The sequence below is a fragment of the Burkholderia cepacia ATCC 25416 genome (assembly GCF_001411495.1).
Lineage (GTDB): Bacteria > Pseudomonadota > Gammaproteobacteria > Burkholderiales > Burkholderiaceae > Burkholderia > Burkholderia cepacia.
Window position 1 is genome coordinate 2,663,048 of the sequence record NZ_CP012982.1, and the last position, 15,476, is coordinate 2,678,523.

At 67.9% G+C, this 15,476-nt stretch carries 12 protein-coding genes; 7 read left to right on the top strand and 5 right to left on the bottom strand.

The window, feature by feature from the left end; translation table 11 throughout:
• Nucleotides 1-10: 10 nt before the first annotated feature.
• Nucleotides 11-889: a MurR/RpiR family transcriptional regulator gene (locus APZ15_RS29160; RefSeq protein ID WP_027789432.1), complete on the bottom strand. Its 879-nt coding sequence runs from the start codon at nt 887-889 to the stop codon at nt 11-13.
• A gap of 363 nt (nt 890-1,252) precedes the next feature.
• Between APZ15_RS29160 and ggt the strand changes: the two genes are divergently transcribed.
• Together ggt and APZ15_RS29170 are read left to right on the top strand one after the other, a co-directional pair.
• Nucleotides 1,253-3,004: a gamma-glutamyltransferase gene (gene ggt, locus APZ15_RS29165; protein ID WP_027789431.1), complete on the top strand. Its 1,752-nt coding sequence runs from the start codon at nt 1,253-1,255 to the stop codon at nt 3,002-3,004.
• A gap of 189 nt (nt 3,005-3,193) precedes the next feature.
• Nucleotides 3,194-4,522 carry a dicarboxylate/amino acid:cation symporter gene (locus APZ15_RS29170; protein ID WP_027789430.1) on the top strand — a complete coding sequence of 443 codons (1,329 nt, stop codon included), beginning with the start codon at nt 3,194-3,196 and terminating at the stop codon, nt 4,520-4,522.
• Between the two features lie 17 nt (nt 4,523-4,539).
• Here APZ15_RS29170 and APZ15_RS29175 read toward each other — a convergent pair whose 3' ends face one another.
• A complete protein-coding gene (locus APZ15_RS29175; RefSeq protein WP_027789429.1) occupies nt 4,540-4,938 on the bottom strand; it encodes a DUF3331 domain-containing protein in 399 nt (132 codons plus the stop codon).
• A gap of 44 nt (nt 4,939-4,982) precedes the next feature.
• Nucleotides 4,983-6,275 carry an NAD(P)/FAD-dependent oxidoreductase gene (locus tag APZ15_RS29180; RefSeq protein ID WP_027789428.1) on the bottom strand — a complete coding sequence of 431 codons (1,293 nt, stop codon included), beginning with the start codon at nt 6,273-6,275 and terminating at the stop codon, nt 4,983-4,985.
• A gap of 148 nt (nt 6,276-6,423) precedes the next feature.
• On the opposite strand from APZ15_RS29180, the gene APZ15_RS29185 reads away from it, so the two are divergent.
• Nucleotides 6,424-7,077 (top strand): TetR/AcrR family transcriptional regulator, encoded by a 654-nt coding sequence (locus APZ15_RS29185; RefSeq protein ID WP_027789427.1) that lies wholly within the window; start codon nt 6,424-6,426, stop codon nt 7,075-7,077.
• A 22-nt stretch (nt 7,078-7,099) separates the two neighbouring features.
• Here APZ15_RS29185 and APZ15_RS29190 read toward each other — a convergent pair whose 3' ends face one another.
• Entirely contained in the window at nt 7,100-8,011 is a 912-nt protein-coding gene (locus APZ15_RS29190; RefSeq protein ID WP_027789426.1) for a LysR family transcriptional regulator, read from the bottom strand.
• 108 nt (nt 8,012-8,119) lie between these two features.
• On the opposite strand from APZ15_RS29190, the gene APZ15_RS29195 reads away from it, so the two are divergent.
• On the top strand, nt 8,120-8,881 hold the full coding sequence (locus tag APZ15_RS29195; RefSeq protein WP_027789425.1) for an SDR family NAD(P)-dependent oxidoreductase: 762 nt from the start codon (nt 8,120-8,122) through the stop codon (nt 8,879-8,881).
• A gap of 54 nt (nt 8,882-8,935) precedes the next feature.
• On the opposite strand, the gene soxR is transcribed toward APZ15_RS29195, so the two are convergent.
• Nucleotides 8,936-9,415, bottom strand: coding sequence for a redox-sensitive transcriptional activator SoxR (soxR, locus tag APZ15_RS29200; protein WP_027789424.1), 480 nt, complete (start codon nt 9,413-9,415; stop codon nt 8,936-8,938).
• 80 nt (nt 9,416-9,495) lie between these two features.
• On the opposite strand from soxR, the gene APZ15_RS29205 reads away from it, so the two are divergent.
• From APZ15_RS29205 to APZ15_RS29215, 3 genes are read left to right on the top strand one after another with little or no spacing between them, the layout of a single operon-like run.
• The gene (locus tag APZ15_RS29205) at nt 9,496-10,734 is read left to right on the top strand and encodes an efflux RND transporter periplasmic adaptor subunit (RefSeq protein ID WP_027789423.1); all 1,239 of its coding nucleotides are present in this window, start codon (nt 9,496-9,498) and stop codon (nt 10,732-10,734) included.
• Nucleotides 10,735-10,747: 13 nt separating this feature from the next.
• On the top strand, nt 10,748-13,921 hold the full coding sequence (locus APZ15_RS29210; protein ID WP_027789422.1) for an efflux RND transporter permease subunit: 3,174 nt from the start codon (nt 10,748-10,750) through the stop codon (nt 13,919-13,921).
• Nucleotides 13,918-15,441, top strand: a complete 1,524-nt coding sequence (locus APZ15_RS29215) for an efflux transporter outer membrane subunit (RefSeq protein WP_027789421.1) — start codon at nt 13,918-13,920, stop codon at nt 15,439-15,441. The genes APZ15_RS29210 and APZ15_RS29215 overlap by 4 nt, the downstream gene beginning before the upstream one ends.
• The last annotated feature ends 35 nt before the right edge of the window (nt 15,442-15,476 follow it).

Consider the following 15,476-nt stretch of genomic DNA (forward strand, 5'->3'; position numbering starts at 1 on the left):
CGAGCGATCGTCATTCGGGCAGATCGCGACTGTTGGCGTGCTGCTCGATTCCGCCGGTATTGAGCGATTCGATCCTTTCCATCCGCTGCCTTGCCAGCTCAGGCAACCGGTTCGTCACGCCGATCACGAGCGCTTCGGCGAGCGCGAGCGCCGGCACGTTGGTCTGCAGCATCGCGAACGGCTGCCCCTGGATCCGCAGCACGATCTCCGCGAATTCCCCGATCGGCGAATGCCATTCGTCGGTGACCAGCAGCACGCGCGTGCCGAGCTGGTGTGCGGCTTGCGCGAACCGGATGCTGTCGCGCTGGTAGCGGCGGAAATCGAAAATGACGAGCACGTCGCCGGGCCCCATGTCCGCCAGGGCGACCGACGCGAGGTTCACATTCGGTTCGACATACTGGACGCGTGGCCGCGCATACGCGAGCGTGAACGAAAACAGCGAAGCGAGCGGCGCGGTGTAACGCCCGCCGCCGCAGAAAACGCGAACGTCCTGATCGGCCAGCAGTGCCACGGCGGCGTCGAACGCCGCCGCATCGAGTCCTTCGATCGTGGTGGCCAGCGATTGCGACAACCGCTGGAAAATCGCCGCATGACTGTCGCGCAGCCCCGAAGCCGAGTGAAACGCGTCCATCCGCGCGAGCGGCGAATTCATCGCGGTGTCGATTTCGCCATACAGCGCCTGCTGGAACGACGAATAGTTGGGAAACCCGATCCTGACGACGAAGCGAAACACGGTCGGGTCGCTCACGTCGGCCTGCTTCGCGAATTGCGCGATGGGCCCCAGCCCGAGACTGGGATAGCGATCCAGCAACGCCTGCGCAACCTTCTGTTCCGACGGCGTGAAGCTATCCATCTGGGATAACAGCAACGCCCTGATGCTCGTCCCCATCGGGCACTCCGACTCTCTCAATCCAAATGACAAACGGCAGACGTGCGTCTGCCGGCGAACCCACGCATGTTAGCCGATTGACGTGCGGCGGGCCGCCCGTAACCCGGATTTAGAGGGACGCATCGCACGGTCGGCCGGCTCGTCAATGAATGTAATGAAACATACATTGATAAAGAAAACATCCGGCCTGCATTCGTTCTTCATTCAGTGATAACCCTAGGTTTTGGTGTAAAAAACCGAGTGCTATGATCGCGGCCTCGCTGGAATGTACGGTTCATTACATCGCGAATCGACGCTTCGATGCGTGACGATGCGGCGTCGCATTCCGGCATGGCACGGTTTATTTGTCTGGAGGATTCCGTCATGAGGCGGCTCGTAGTACTCACCCTGTTGTCGGCAATGAGCGTGTGCGCGTTCGCCGCGTCGGACCCGGCGGTCGAAGCGAAGAACGGCATGGTCGTGTCCTCGCAGCACTTCGCGTCGCAGATCGGCGTCGACATCCTGAAGGAAGGCGGCAACGCGGTGGATGCGGCAGTGGCGGTCGGCTATGCGCAGGCCGTGACCAATTCGTGCTGCGGCAATATCGGCGGCGGCGGTTTCATGACCCTTCACCTGGCCGACGGCCGCGACCGCTTCATCAATTTCCGCGAGACCGCACCGGCCGCGGCTTCCGCGAACATGTACCTCGACGCGAAGGGCAACGTCATCCCCGACGACAGCCTGTACGGCTATCGCGCGGTCGGCGTGCCGGGCACGGTCGCGGGCCTCGATCTCGCGCAGCGCAAGTACGGCAAGCTGACGCGCAGGCAGGTGATGGAGCCGGCGATCCGGCTCGCGCGCGACGGCTTCGTGCTGACGCGCGGCGATACGGACATCCTCGACACGACGGTCGCGCGCTTCAGGAAGGACCCGGAAGCAGCGCGCATCTTCCTCCGCCCGGACGGCACGCCGCTGCAGCCGGGCGATCGCCTCGTGCAGAAGGACCTCGCCCGCACGCTCGAGCGCATCGCGGAGCAGGGGCCCGATGCGTTCTATCACGGCGAGATCCCGAAGATCGTCGAGGCCGCGGCCAGGCGCGCGGGCGGCGTGATCACGGCCGCCGATTTCGCGTCCTACCGCGCGCAGGACATGGCGCCGCTGACGTGCACGTATCGCGGCTACGAGTTCGTGTCGGCGCCGCCGCCGAGCTCGGGCGGCGTGACGATGTGCGAGACGCTGAACATCCTCGAAGGGTACGACCTGCGCAAGCTCGGCTACCACTCGGCCGCGGCGGTCCACTACATGACCGAAGCGATGCGGCACGCATACGAGGATCGCAACACGCTGCTCGGCGATCCGAACTTCGTCGACAACCCGGTCGCGAAGCTGACGAGCAAGGAATACGCGGCGCAGATCCGCAAGAGCATCCATGCCGATACGGCGACGCCGTCGGTGGACGTGCAGCCGGGTGTCGGCGTGCACGAGAAGCCGGAGACGACCCACTATTCGATCGTCGACAAGGATGGCAACGCGGTGTCGACGACCTACACGGTCAACGGCCGCTTCGGCGCCGTGGTCATCGCGCCGGGCACGGGCTTCTTCCTGAACGACGAGATGGACGATTTCACCGTGAAGGTCGGCGCGCAGAACCTGTTCGGTCTCGTGCAGGGCACGCGCAACTCGATCGCGCCGGGCAAGCGTCCGCTGTCGTCGATGGCACCGACCATCGTGAAGAAGGACGGCAAGGTGTTCATGGTCGTCGGTTCGCCGGGCGGGTCGCGCATCATCACGATCACGCTGCAGACGGTGCTGAACGTGATCGACTACGGGATGACGCCGCAGGATGCCGTCACCGCGCCGCGCATCCATCACCAGTGGCTGCCTGACGAGGTCTATTACGAGACCTACGGCCTGTCGCCCGACACGCTCGCGATCCTGCGCAACATGGGCTACAAGATGGTCGAGCAGACGCCGTGGGGCGCCGCCGAGCTGATCATGGTCGGCCTGCCGGGCACCGAAGCCGCGAACCGCCAGAGTTCCGGGAACGATTCGTCCGTGTCCGGCAACGTGCGTGTCGGCTTCATCTACGGCTACAACGACCCGCGTCGTCCGGCCGGATCGGCAATCGGCTACTGACCCGATCCCGTCGGCATCGAGCTGAATCGCCGCCGCCGGCGCTCGCCCTTGCGCGAGCGTCGTTGCGGCGGCAGTCCGTCGGTTCGCGGACATCCGCGAGCCTGACCGGCTCGCCACGCACGCTCCCTGGCACGACGCGGGACGCGCGCCTTTCATCCTTCAACTTCTTCCCGCGCATCGAATTCCATCATGAACAAACGAATGTCCGCGGCAGGCTGGATCCTGCTCGCGATGGCGGCCGGCATCCTGATCGGCTACATGATCTATACGCAACTGCCGGACAAGCAGTCCGCGGCGGAGATCGCCGGGTACATCTCGCTGGTGTCCGACGTGTTCCTGCGGCTGATCAAGATGGTGATCGGCCCGCTGGTGTTCTCGACGCTCGTCGTCGGCATCGCGCACATGGGCGACGCGTCGTCGGTGGGGCGCGTGTTCGTGAAGGCGCTCGGCTGGTTCGTCACCGCGTCGCTGATCTCGCTGCTGCTCGGCCTGTTGATGGCGAACCTGCTGCGGCCCGGCGAGAACCTCGGGTTGCCGCTGCCGGATATCGGCGCGTCCGCGCATCTGGCGACGTCCAAGTTCACGCTGAAGGATTTCGTCGGCCACATGGTGCCGAAGTCGATCGCCGAGGCGATGGCGAACAACGAGATCCTGCAGATCGTCGTGTTCTCGATGTTCTTCGGCGTGGCGCTTGCGTCGCTCGGCGAGCGCGGCAAGATCCTCGTCGCGGCGATCGACCAGCTCGCGCACGTGATGCTCAGGATTACCGGCTATGTGATGAAGCTCGCGCCGCTCGCGGTGCTGGCGGCGATGGCGTCGACGGTCGCGATCAACGGCCTGTCGATCCTGCTGAAGTTCGCGGTGTTCATGGGCGACTTCTACCTGAGCCTGTTCCTGCTGTGGGGCACGCTCGTCATCGCCGGGCTGCTGTTCCTCGGCCGCCGCGTGTTCAAGCTGCTGGTGCTGATCAAGGAAGCGTTCATGCTGTCGTTCGCGACCGCGAGCTCGGAAGCCGCGTATCCGAAGATCCTCGATGCGCTCGACCGTTTCGGCGTGCGCCGCAAGATCTCGAGCTTCGTGATGCCGATGGGGTATTCGTTCAACCTCGACGGCTCGATGATGTACTGCACGTTCGCGTCGCTGTTCATCGCGCAGGCGTACGGCATTCACCTGTCGCTCGGCACGCAGGTCACGATGCTGCTGATCCTGATGCTGACGTCGAAAGGCATGGCCGGCGTACCGCGCGCGTCGCTCGTCGTGATCGCCGCGACGCTGCACCAGTTCAACATCCCGGAAGCCGGGCTTCTGCTGATTCTCGGCGTCGATACGTTCCTCGACATGGGCCGTTCGGCCACGAATGCAGTGGGCAACTCGATCGCCAGCGCGGTGGTCGCGAAATGGGAAGGCGAGTTGATGCCCGAAGCGGAAGCCGAAGCGAATGCGGCGCGGCTGGATGAGGAAGCCGAAGCACGGATGAACGAGGCGGCCCGCGAGGCGGATCGCGTCACCGCTGCCTGAAGCGGTATCCCGGGTCTTCAGGCCGCCTCGGCGGGGCGGGCCGCGTCGATGCACGCGGCCAGCACCATCGCGGCGGCGTTGCCCGGCGTCGAGCCGAGCAATTGCGGCGCATAGACGCTGTCGCCGATCTCGATCGGCTGTCCCGACAGCGCGCACACGCCGCGCTTGCGCGTGGTGAACAGCCGCCACTTCTGATAACCGTAGTGCCCGGTGCATGCGTCGCGCCATGAAATCATCACGGTGTCGGCGGTGGGCCGCTCGAGTACGCTGATGGCCGGCTTGCTCGTCGCGTCCCACGACGGCAGCCGGTCGCGCGTGACGCTGCGCCGCCGCGGCGTGCCCCACGAGACGGGCGGCATGTCGAAGCTGCCGATCGCGGCGACGGTCATGAGCCAGGGGGCGATACGGTTGTTCATGTCAGTTTTCCTCGAAACGTTACGCGGCACCGCAACGCGCGGCATCACGACAGGCGGATGCGCGGCCGCGCGCAGCCGTTGATCCGTTCGGCGATCCACAGCAGGCTCGCCTTGGAGAAGCCGTGCAGCGCCTGCTGGTGCCGCCGGTAGAGCATCAGGTGGCTGAACTGCGCGAATCGCCCCTGGATGAAGCCGCCACGAAAGAACCCGAACTGCCCGAGCGTGCCGAACGCGTCGTAGTCGCTGATCGACACGAGCGCGCCGAAATCGTGGAATGCGAACGGCGGCATCGGCTTGCCGTCGAGCCACGCGGGCAGGTGCTTCGCGAGATGCTCGGCCTGCTGCGTCGCGACCTGCGCGGTGGGCGGCAGCGGCCGTTCCTGGCCGTCGGGCAACAGGCTCGCGCAATCGCCGATCGCGAACACGTGTTCGTCGCCCGTCGCCTGCAGCGTCGGGCCGACGACGATCTGGTTCGCGCGATTCGTGTCGAGGCCGCCGAGCGCCTGCATGAAATCGGGCGCCTTCACGCCGGCCGCCCACACCATCAGGTCGGCTTCCGCAAACGAACCGTCGCCGTAGTGAAAGCCGTTCGCGTCGGCCGACGTGACGCGGGTCGACGTCAGCACGTGAAAGCCGATCTGTTCGAGCCGTTGCTGTGCCGATGCGGAAATCTTCGGCGGAAATGCGGCGAGGATGCGCGGACCGCTTTCAAGCAGCGTGAGTTGCAGCCGGTCGCGTACCGTTTCGTCGCCATAGGCTTGTGCCACTTCCAGCAGGCGGCTCAGCTCCGCGGCAAGCTCGACGCCGGTCGCGCCGGCACCGACGATCGCGACGCGGAACGGCTCGTCGCGCGCGATGCTGCGAAATACGCGCATCCGCAACGCTTCGTTGAAGGTCTCGGCCTGCGGCTGGCTGTCGATGAAATAGCAGTGCTCGCGTACGCCCGGCGTGCCGAAATCGTTGGCCTGGCTGCCGAGCGCGAGGATCAGCACGTCGTATTCGAGTTCGCGGGCGTCGAGCACGAGTTCGCCGTCCTGCGAGCGGATCTCGCCGAGCTGCACGCGGCGTCGCGCGCGATCGAGCCCCTTCAGTTCGCCGGGCTGGTACGTGTAACCGTGATCGCGGGCATGGGCGAGGAAGATCACCTGCTGCTGTTGCACGTCGCGCGTACCGGCCGCGATCGTGTGCAACATCGGTTTCCAGATGTGGGTCGGGCTGCGGTCGACGACGGTGACCTGTGCGCGCCCGGACCGGCCGAGACGCTCGCCCAGACGCGTGGCGAGCTGCAGTCCGGCGATCCCGCCGCCGACGATGACGATACGTGTAGGGGTTGCCATGGATAAATCATCATGTGATGAATAAGGTATGATCCTAGCGCTTCCCGGCTTCGCGTGTCAACGGAGCGGGGCAAATCACGCGGTTTCGGCGGTGCTGAAGCGGGGCCGGAACAGGCGCATTCGAATCATTCAAGGAGAGCAGGGAAACGTGGCTGAAGTCACTGAGCGCGCGCCGGGCAAGCGGCGTATGCGAGGGCGGCCGCTGGCCGGGGCGTCCGTCGGACCGGACGTGATATTGCGGGCCGCGCGCCGTACGTTCGCGAAGCGGGGCTACGACGCGACGAGCGTGCGCGAGGTCGCGCGCGAGCTGGGCATCGACGCGGCGCTGATCGCCCATCATTTCGGTACGAAGGAAACGTTGTGGCTGGCCGTCGTCGAGCAGATCGTCGAGATCGCCGAGCCGATGTTCGATGCGCTGCGTGCGTTGCGCACGTCGCCGCTGTCGCATCGCGAACGCGTGCGGCGCGCACTCGAGCTGTGCGTCGACCATGAGTTCGACGAACCCGACATGGGCATGTTCTTCTCGACGGCGGCGACCGAAGTGGGCGGGCGGCTCGACCGGCTGCAGGAGCGGCTCGTCCGTCCGTATTACGACGTGATGTTCCCGCTGCTGGCGGACGCCGTGCAGGCCGGCGCGATTCGCGCGGTCGATCCGAACGTGCTGTTCTTCATGATCGCGAGCGCGATCGGCAACACGGTGTCGTACAGCCACATCATGCTGGAGTTCACGTCGCTGCCCACGCAGCCGGACGCGTTCCGGCGTGCCGTGACCGACGCCGCGTTCAACCTCGTCGGCGACTGAGCGCCGCGCACCACGCGCACACTCACGTCGCGGCGACCAGCCCCAGTTCGCGCACCGCGTTTCGCGCGGTCTCGCGCAGCGCATCGACGAGCGGCGATGGCGTCCGGTACGCGATCGCCAGCTCGTACGCGAGCGGGCTGCCCGCACCCTTCAGTTCGCAGAACGTAATGCCTTTCGGTTGCATCGGCACGAACAGGCGCGGCATCAGCGCGACGCCGATACCGCCCGCGACGAGCCCGGCCGTCGTCTGCATCTGGCGCGGCTGCTGGACGACGCGCGGCGCGAAGCCGGCCTGCGCGCACGCGGTCACGATCAGCGCATGCATGCCGGGACCGTGGTGCGCGGCGAACATGACCCACGGGTCGTCCGCCAGGTCGGCGAGCGCGATGTGCCGGCGGCGTGCGAGCCGGTGACCGTCGGGCAGCGCCGCGACCATCCGGTCGCGCAGCAGCGGCTCGACGCGCACGTCGCCCGCGTCGGCCACCGGCAGCACGACGAGGCCGATGTCGGTGCGGTCGTGGCGCAGCGCGAGCACCTGCTCGGCGGTCGTGCCTTCCTCGAGCAGGAAATCGACGCCTGGATGGCGTTCCTGGAACGCCCGCAGGATCAGCGGCAGCAGCGCGTTGACGGTGCTGTCGACGAAGCGCAGCCGCAGCGTGCCGCCGAGGCCCGCGCCCGCGCGGCGGGCCACGGCCACCGCGCGCTCGGCCTGTTCGAGCGCGCGCCGCGCTTCGAGCAGGAAGGCCTCGCCGGCCGGCGTGAGCGTCGAGCCGCGGTTGTCGCGCTCGAGCAGCGTGACGCCCAGCTCGTCCTCGAGCTTGCGGATCGCCGCGCTGAGCGGCGGCTGCGCCATGTGCAGCCGCTCGGCCGCACGCCGGAAGCTGAGCGTCTCGGCAACCGCGATGAATTGCCTGAACTGGCGCAGATCGACCATGCGATACCTCTCGTGTATCAGTGGATCATCGAATTCGTATTTTACCTATCACCTCGCCACGCCCAGACTTGCACTGTCGGCAATCGTCAACATTCGGGAGGGCAGGACATGACGGGCAGTGAACGGCAACGGACGGCGATCGTCACGGGCGGGTCGAGCGGGATCGGCTTCGCGATCGCACGGCGGCTGGTGGAGGACGGGTATCGCGTCGCGATCGTCGGGCGCGACACGGCGCGGCTGGACGCGGCCGTCGCGCGTCTCGGCGCCGGGGCGATCGGGCAGGCCGGTGATTTGAGCGTGCGGCGCGAGGCTGAGGCGGCGGTCGCCGCGATCGTCGCGCAGTGGCCTTGCGTGGACGTGCTGGTCAACAACGCGGGGCTGACCGGCCGCGTTAGCGCGGACACCGAGGCGGGCGAGGCCGAGATCGTGTGGGATGCCGTGCTCGACGCGAACCTGAAAAGCCTGTTCGTGACGACCCTGGCCGTGCTGCCGCACCTGGCCGGGCGCGACGCGCGGATCGTCAACCTCGGCTCGATCGCGGCGCGCGCCGGCAGCCTGCTGCCGGGCGGCCTGGCGTACGCGGCGGCGAAGGCCGGCGTCGAAGGGTTCACCGTTGCGTTGGCGCGCGAACTCGGGCCGCGCGGCGCGACGGTCAATACGGTCGCGCCAGGCTATATCGCCGACACACGCTTCTTCGGCGACGGCGGCGTCGCGCCGGCCATCGCGGCGACGATTCGCGAGCAGACGCCGGCCGGCCGCGCCGGGCATCCGGACGACATCGCGGACGCGGTCGCGTGGCTCGCCGGACCGCGCGCGTCGTTCGTCACCGGCGCGACGATCGCGGTGAACGGCGGCTGGCGCGTCGGGTGACGCCATCCGTACCGGAGGCCGGGCACGGCATCGCGCGCCACGCCCGGCCGCCGGTCATTCGAGATCCTTGGGCGGCGTATCGCCGAGCCAGCGCCGCGCGCCGGGCCCGTTGCGGCCCGCGCGGTCTTCCGGGTTCGTCAGCTTGCAGCGCTTCAGCGACAGGCAGCCGCAGCCGATGCATTCGTCGAGGTTGATGTAGAGCCGCTGCAGCTCCTCGATCCGGCTCGCGACGCGTTGCTTCCAGCCGCGCGACAGCCGCTGCCAATCCTTGTTGCTCGGCGCGGTGTCCTCGGGCAGGCTGACGAGCTGCTCGGCGATCTCGTCGAGCGAATAGCCGATCTTCTGCGCGAACACGATGAACGCGATCAGCCGCAGCACCGCGCGCGAATAGTGGCGATGGCTCGAGCCGTTGCGGTGCGACTTGATGAGCCCGCGCGTCTCGTAGAACCGCAATGTCGACGCCGGCACGCCGCTGCGCGCGGCCACTTCGCGGATCGACATCAGCGGCCATTGCGGGATTTCCTGGATACCCATGACACCCCTCCGGGAAAGCTTGACTTGAAGTTAACTTCAACTTTTATGCTACGCGGCAGTTTAACCCGTCGCGAGGCATCATGCTCTCCTTATCCCTACGCAGGACGTCGCCTTTGGGCGCGGCCTGTGCACTGCTGCTGGCGTTGTCGGGCTGTCACGACGGCAAAGGCGCATCGTCGGCCCCGGCCCTTCCCGAAGTCGGCGTTGCCACCATCGCGCCGCGCACGATCCGCCTCGCGGACGAATTCAACGGACGCGTCGAAGCGGTCGACGCAGTCGAACTGCGGCCGCGCGTGAGCGGCTATCTGCAGCGCGTCGCCTACAAGGAGGGCGACCTGGTCGCGCAGGGCGCGCTGCTGTTCGAGATCGACCCGCGCCCGTACCGGATCGCACTCGATCGCGCGAACGCGCAGCTGCAGCGGGCCCGCGCGGCCGCGAGCCTCGCGAACGTGCAGCTCAAGCGCGTGCAGACGCTGATCGATGCGCATGCGACGTCGCAGGAAGAACTCGACAACGCGCGCGCCACGGCCGAGCAGGCGCGGGCGGACCTGCAGGCGGCCGACGCGGCCGTCGCCGACGCGAAGCTCAATCTCGGCTTCACCGAAGTGCGCGCGCCGATCGCGGGCCGCGTCGGCCGCGCGGTCGCCACCGTCGGCAACCTGGCGCGCGCGGACGACACGCTGCTGACGACCGTCGTGTCGCAGAACCCCGTCTACGTGTATTTCGACTGCGACGAACAGAGCTACCTGCGCTACAACGCACGGCGTGCCGACCCGAAGCATCGCGCGATCGGTGCCGATCCGGTTCGCGTGGGCCTCGCGAACGAGACGGGCTTCCCGCATGCGGGCACCGTCGATTTCCTCGACAACCGTCTCGACCCGCAGACGGGCACGATCCGCGCGCGCGTGCGGCTGGCGAATGCGGACCATGCGTTTACGCCCGGCCTGTATGCGCGCGTGCAGCTCGTCAGCGGCCGCGACCAGGATGCGCTGCTCGTCGACGACAAGGCCGTGCTCACCGACCAGGACCGCAAGTATGTGTATGTGATCGGCCCCGGCGACAAGGCGCTGCGCCATGACGTGACGATCGGCCGCGGGCTGGACGGCGAGCGGATCATCGAGAAGGGGCTTCAGGCGGGCGACCGCGTGGTCGTCGACGGCATGCAGCGGATCTACTATCCGGGCGCGCAGGTGAAGCCGAAGGCACTGCCCGTACGCGCCGATGCCGGTGCCGGTGATGGCACGGGCAGCGGGCCGAGCAGCGGATCGGGCAACGGCACGCAGGCCGTCGCCGATGCCGGCGCGCCGGCCGTGCAGTGACGGGAGCGATACGATGGATTTCTCCCGATTCTTCATCGACCGGCCGATCTTCGCGGTCGTGCTGTCGATCGTCATCTTCGCGATCGGCCTGATCTCGATTCCGATGCTGCCCGCCGGCGAATATCCGGAAGTCGTGCCGCCGAGCGTCGTCGTGCGTGCGACGTACCCGGGCGCGAACCCGAAGGAAATCGCCGAATCGGTCGCCGAGCCGCTGGAAGAGGCGATCAACGGTGTCGAAGGCATCATGTACATGAAGTCGGTCGCCGGGTCGGACGGCAGCCTGCAGGTCGTCGTCACGTTCCTGCAGGGCGTCGATCCCGACACGGCCGCCGTGCGCGTGCAGAACCGCGTGAGCCAGGCGCTGTCGCGCCTGCCCGACGAGGTGCGCCAGTACGGCGTGACCACGCAGAAGCAGTCGCCGACGCCGCTGATGTACGTGAGCCTCTATTCGCCGGACAACAGCCGCGATTCGCTGTACCTGCGCAATTACCTGACGCTGCACGTGAAGGACGAACTGTCGCGGCTGACCGGTGTCGGCGACGTCGGCTTGTCCGGCTCCGGCGACTACGCGATGCGGCTGTGGCTCGACCCGAACCGGCTCGCGTCGCGCGGGCTGACCGCGAGCGACGTGATTGCTGCCGTGCGCGAGCAGAACGTGCAGGTGTCGGCCGGCCAGCTCGGCGCGGAGCCGACGCCGAAGAAAAACGACTTCCTCCTGTCGATCAACGTGCGCGGCCGGCTGCGCACGGTGCAGGAGTTCGGCGACATCGTGCTGCGCAACGGCGACGACGGCCAGGTCGTGAAGCTGTCCGACGTCGCGCGCGTCGAGCTCGGCGCGGGCGACTACACGCTGCGCTCGTACTTCAACGACAAACAATCGGCCGTGGTCGGCATCTTCCTGTCGCCGGGGGCGAACGCGCTCGAAGTCGCGAAGGCCGTGTATGCGAAGTTCGACGAACTGTCGAAGCGCTTCCCGCCCGGCGTCGCGTACCGTCCCGTGTGGGATCCGACGGTATTCGTGCGCGATTCGATCCGCGCGGTGCAGCACACGCTGATCGAGGCCGTCGTGCTGGTCGTGCTCGTCGTGATCCTGTTCCTGCAGACATGGCGCGCGTCGATCATTCCGCTCGTCGCGGTGCCCGTCTCGGTGGTCGGCACGTTCGCGTGGCTCTATCTGCTCGGTTATTCGATCAACACGCTGACGCTGTTCGGGCTCGTGCTCGCGATCGGGATCGTGGTCGACGATGCGATTGTGGTCGTCGAGAACGTCGAGCGCAACATCGCGCAGGGCTTGAGCCCGCGCGACGCCGCGCACCAGGCGATGCGCGAGGTGTCGGGGCCGATCGTCGCGATCGCGCTCGTGCTGTGCGCGGTGTTCGTGCCGATGGCGTTCATGTCGGGCGTCACGGGGCAGTTCTACCGGCAGTTCGCGGTGACGATCGCGATCTCGACGGTGATCTCCGCGATCAACTCGCTGACGCTGTCGCCCGCGCTCGCCGCGAAGCTGCTGCGTCCGCACGGCGCGCCGAAGGATGCGCTCACGCGCGGGCTCGACCGCGCGTTCGGCTGGCTGTTCCGTCCGTTCAACCGCTTCTTCGACCGCAGCTCGGATCGCTATCACGGCGTCGTCTCGCGCACGCTGAAGCGGCGCGGGGTGGTGTTCGCGGTCTATGCGGCGTTGCTCGGGGCGACCGCGCTGCTGCTCAACGCGGTGCCGGGCGGCTTCATCCCGGTGCAGGACAAGCTGTACCTGTTCGCGGGCGCGAAGCTGCCGGAAGGCGCGTCGCTGGCGCGGACCAGCGAGGTGACCGAGCAGATGACGAAGATCGCGCTCGGCACCGACGGTGTCGAGATGGTGCCGGCGTTTGCCGGGCTGAATGCGCTGCAGGGCGTGAACACGCCGAACATCACGAACTCGTACGTGATCCTGAAGCCGTTCGACCAGCGCCACCGCAGCGCCGCGCAGATCAACGCGGACCTGAACGCACGCTTCGCGACCATCGGCGGCGGCATCACCTATGCGCTGATGCCGCCGCCGATCCAGGGCCTCGGCAACGGCTCGGGGTATTCGCTGTACCTGGAGGATCGCGGCGGGCTCGGCTACGGCGCATTGCAGAACGCGCTCACCGCGTTCCAGGCCACGGTCGCGAAGACGCCGGGGATGAGCTACCCGGTTAGCTCGTACCAGGCGAACATCCCGCAGCTCGAGGTGAAGGTCGACCGGCTGAAGGCGAAGGCGCAGGGCGTCGCGCTGACCGACCTGTTCAGCACGCTGCAGGTCTATCTCGGCTCGATGTACGTGAACGACTTCAACCTGTTCGGCCGCGTGTACCGCGTGATGGCGCAGGCAGACGCCGGCCACCGGCAGACGGCCGCCGACATCGCGAACCTGCGCACGCGCAACGCGAAGGGCGAGATGGTGCCGATCGGCTCGATGGTGACGGTGGCGCCCGCGTACGGGCCCGACCCGGTCGTCCGCTACAACGGCTATCCGGCCGCCAACCTGATCGGCGACGCCGATCCGAAGGTGATGTCGTCGTCGCAGGCGATCGAGAAGCTGCAGCAGATCGCGAAGGACGTGCTGCCGCCGGGGATCGTGCTCGAGTGGACCGACCTCAGCTACCAGCAGGTCACGCAGAGCAACGCGGCGATCGTCGTGTTCCCGCTCGCGGTGATGCTCGTGTTCCTCGTGCTCGCGTCGCTGTACGAGAGCTGGACGCTGCCGCTCGCGGTGATCCTGATCGTGCCCGTGTGCATCTGTGCGGCGCTGTTCGGTGTGTGGCTGTCGGGAGGCGACAACAACGTGTTCGTGCAGGTCGGGCTCGTCGTGCTGATGGGGCTGGCGTGCAAGAACGCGATCCTGATCGTCGAGTTCGCGCGCGAGCTGGAAATCCAGGGCAAGGGCGTGATCGAATCCGCGCTGGAAGCGTGCAAGCTGCGGCTGCGTCCGATCGTGATGACGTCGGTCGCGTTCATCGCGGGTTCGGTGCCGCTCCTGATCGGCGGCGGCGCGGGCAGCGAAGTGCGGGCCGCCACCGGCATCACCGTGTTCGCGGGGATGCTCGGCGTCACGCTGTTCGGGCTGTTCCTGACGCCCGTGTTTTATGTGGCGATCCGCAAGCTCGCGGGCGGCACGCCGGCCGTGTGGAGCGAACACCACGGCACCCTCGAAGGAGAAAACCGATGAGCGCCGCTTTCCGTCTTTCCGCGCTCGCGATGTCGGTGACGCTCGCCGCATGCGCGGTCGGCCCCGATTTCAGGCGGCCCGATACGGCCACCGCCGAGCGGTTTGCCCGCGACGCGCATCCGGCGGCGCAGCGCGACGCGTTGCCGCCCGGCAAGACGCCGGATACGCCGCCCGACGTGTCGGCCGATGCCGATGCCGCGTTCTGGCGCGGTTTCGGCGATCCGCAACTGACGCAGCTGATCGACACGGCGCTCGCGGCGAACCAGGATCTCCAGGTCGCCGTGTCGCGCTACGACGCATCGAATGCGCTGCTGTCGCAGGCCACGTTCGACCGCTACCCGACGATCACCGCGAGCGGCAAGATCGGCCATCAGCTGATGATCAAGGACCAGGCGTTCGGGGCGCCGCGCAGCCAGCGCGATACGCCGACGTCCAGCGTCGGGATCAATGCGGCGTGGGAACTCGACCTGTTCGGCCGCGTGCGTCGTTCGATCGAGTCGCAGCGCGCGGAGACGGCTGCCAGCGCGGCGGACGTGCGCGCGGTGCGCGTCGCGATCGCCGGCGAGGTGGCGAGCACGTACGTCGACTTGCGCGGCTCGCAGGAGCGGCTGCGGATCGCACGCGAGAACGCCGACAACCAGAAGCAGACGCTCGCGCTGATCAATGCGCGCGTCGGCGCGGGGCGCGGCTCCGAACTCGATGCGGCGCGGGCGCGCGCGCAGTACGAATCGACGACGTCGCGGATCGCCGTGTACGAAGCGGCGATCGGCGTCGACGAGCACCGGCTCGCGGTGCTGACCGGGCAGACGCCGGATGCGTTGATCGGCCGCTTCGATCTCCCGAAGGCCGCCGCGTCGGCGGGCACGCCCGTGCCGCTGCCGGCGCTGGCCGCCGACATCGATCCCGGCACGCCGGGCGACCTGCTGCGGCGCCGGCCCGACGTCGCGGCCGCCGAGGCGCGGCTGCACGCGGCGACTGCACGCGTCGGCGTCGCGACGGCCGACCTGTTTCCGCGCTTCACGCTGTCGGGCCTGCTCGGCAGCGCGACGAGCAGCTACGGGTTCTTCCGTGCGGGCAGCGATACGAACCTGATCGCGCTCGGCATCGACTGGTCGTTCCTCGACGTCGGCCGCGTGCGCGCACGGATCGCCGCGAGCGATGCGGAAGCGGCCGGGCAGCTCGCGCAATACCGGCAGACCGTGCTCGGGGCGCTGGAGGAAACGGAGAACGCGCTGCTGCGTGCGGCACGCACGCGTGACGAGACGGACCATCTCGTGCGGGCCGCGACCGACAGCGCGCGTGCCGCGCAACTGGCGCAGACGCGTTTTTCGGCGGGCGCGATCGACTACTACGAAGTGCTCGACGCGCAACGCACGCTGCTGCAGGCGCAGGATGCGGCGGCCGACGGGCGGATGCGCAGTGCGGCGTCGACGGTCGCGCTGTACAAGGCGCTTGCGGGCGGCTGGCCGTCGGGAACGGGGCAGGGGCTGCAAGGCCCGCTCGCGCAGTCGGGGCAGTAGCGCGGGCAAGGCGGCGCGGCAGGCCGGCGCAATCC

What these genes read in the sequence shown, in the direction of transcription:
- APZ15_RS29160 (WP_027789432.1), bottom strand. Translation starts at nt 889, where the DNA reads ATGGGGACGAGCATCAGGGCGTTGCTGTTATCCCAGATGGATAGCTTC.
- ggt (WP_027789431.1), top strand. Translation starts at nt 1,253, where the DNA reads ATGAGGCGGCTCGTAGTACTCACCCTGTTGTCGGCAATGAGCGTGTGC.
- APZ15_RS29170 (WP_027789430.1), top strand. Translation starts at nt 3,194, where the DNA reads ATGAACAAACGAATGTCCGCGGCAGGCTGGATCCTGCTCGCGATGGCG.
- APZ15_RS29175 (WP_027789429.1), bottom strand. Translation starts at nt 4,938, where the DNA reads ATGAACAACCGTATCGCCCCCTGGCTCATGACCGTCGCCGCGATCGGC.
- APZ15_RS29180 (WP_027789428.1), bottom strand. Translation starts at nt 6,275, where the DNA reads ATGGCAACCCCTACACGTATCGTCATCGTCGGCGGCGGGATCGCCGGA.
- APZ15_RS29190 (WP_027789426.1), bottom strand. Translation starts at nt 8,011, where the DNA reads ATGGTCGATCTGCGCCAGTTCAGGCAATTCATCGCGGTTGCCGAGACG.
- APZ15_RS29195 (WP_027789425.1), top strand. Translation starts at nt 8,120, where the DNA reads ATGACGGGCAGTGAACGGCAACGGACGGCGATCGTCACGGGCGGGTCG.
- soxR (WP_027789424.1), bottom strand. Translation starts at nt 9,415, where the DNA reads ATGGGTATCCAGGAAATCCCGCAATGGCCGCTGATGTCGATCCGCGAA.
- APZ15_RS29205 (WP_027789423.1), top strand. Translation starts at nt 9,496, where the DNA reads ATGCTCTCCTTATCCCTACGCAGGACGTCGCCTTTGGGCGCGGCCTGT.
- APZ15_RS29210 (WP_027789422.1), top strand. Translation starts at nt 10,748, where the DNA reads ATGGATTTCTCCCGATTCTTCATCGACCGGCCGATCTTCGCGGTCGTG.
- APZ15_RS29215 (WP_027789421.1), top strand. Translation starts at nt 13,918, where the DNA reads ATGAGCGCCGCTTTCCGTCTTTCCGCGCTCGCGATGTCGGTGACGCTC.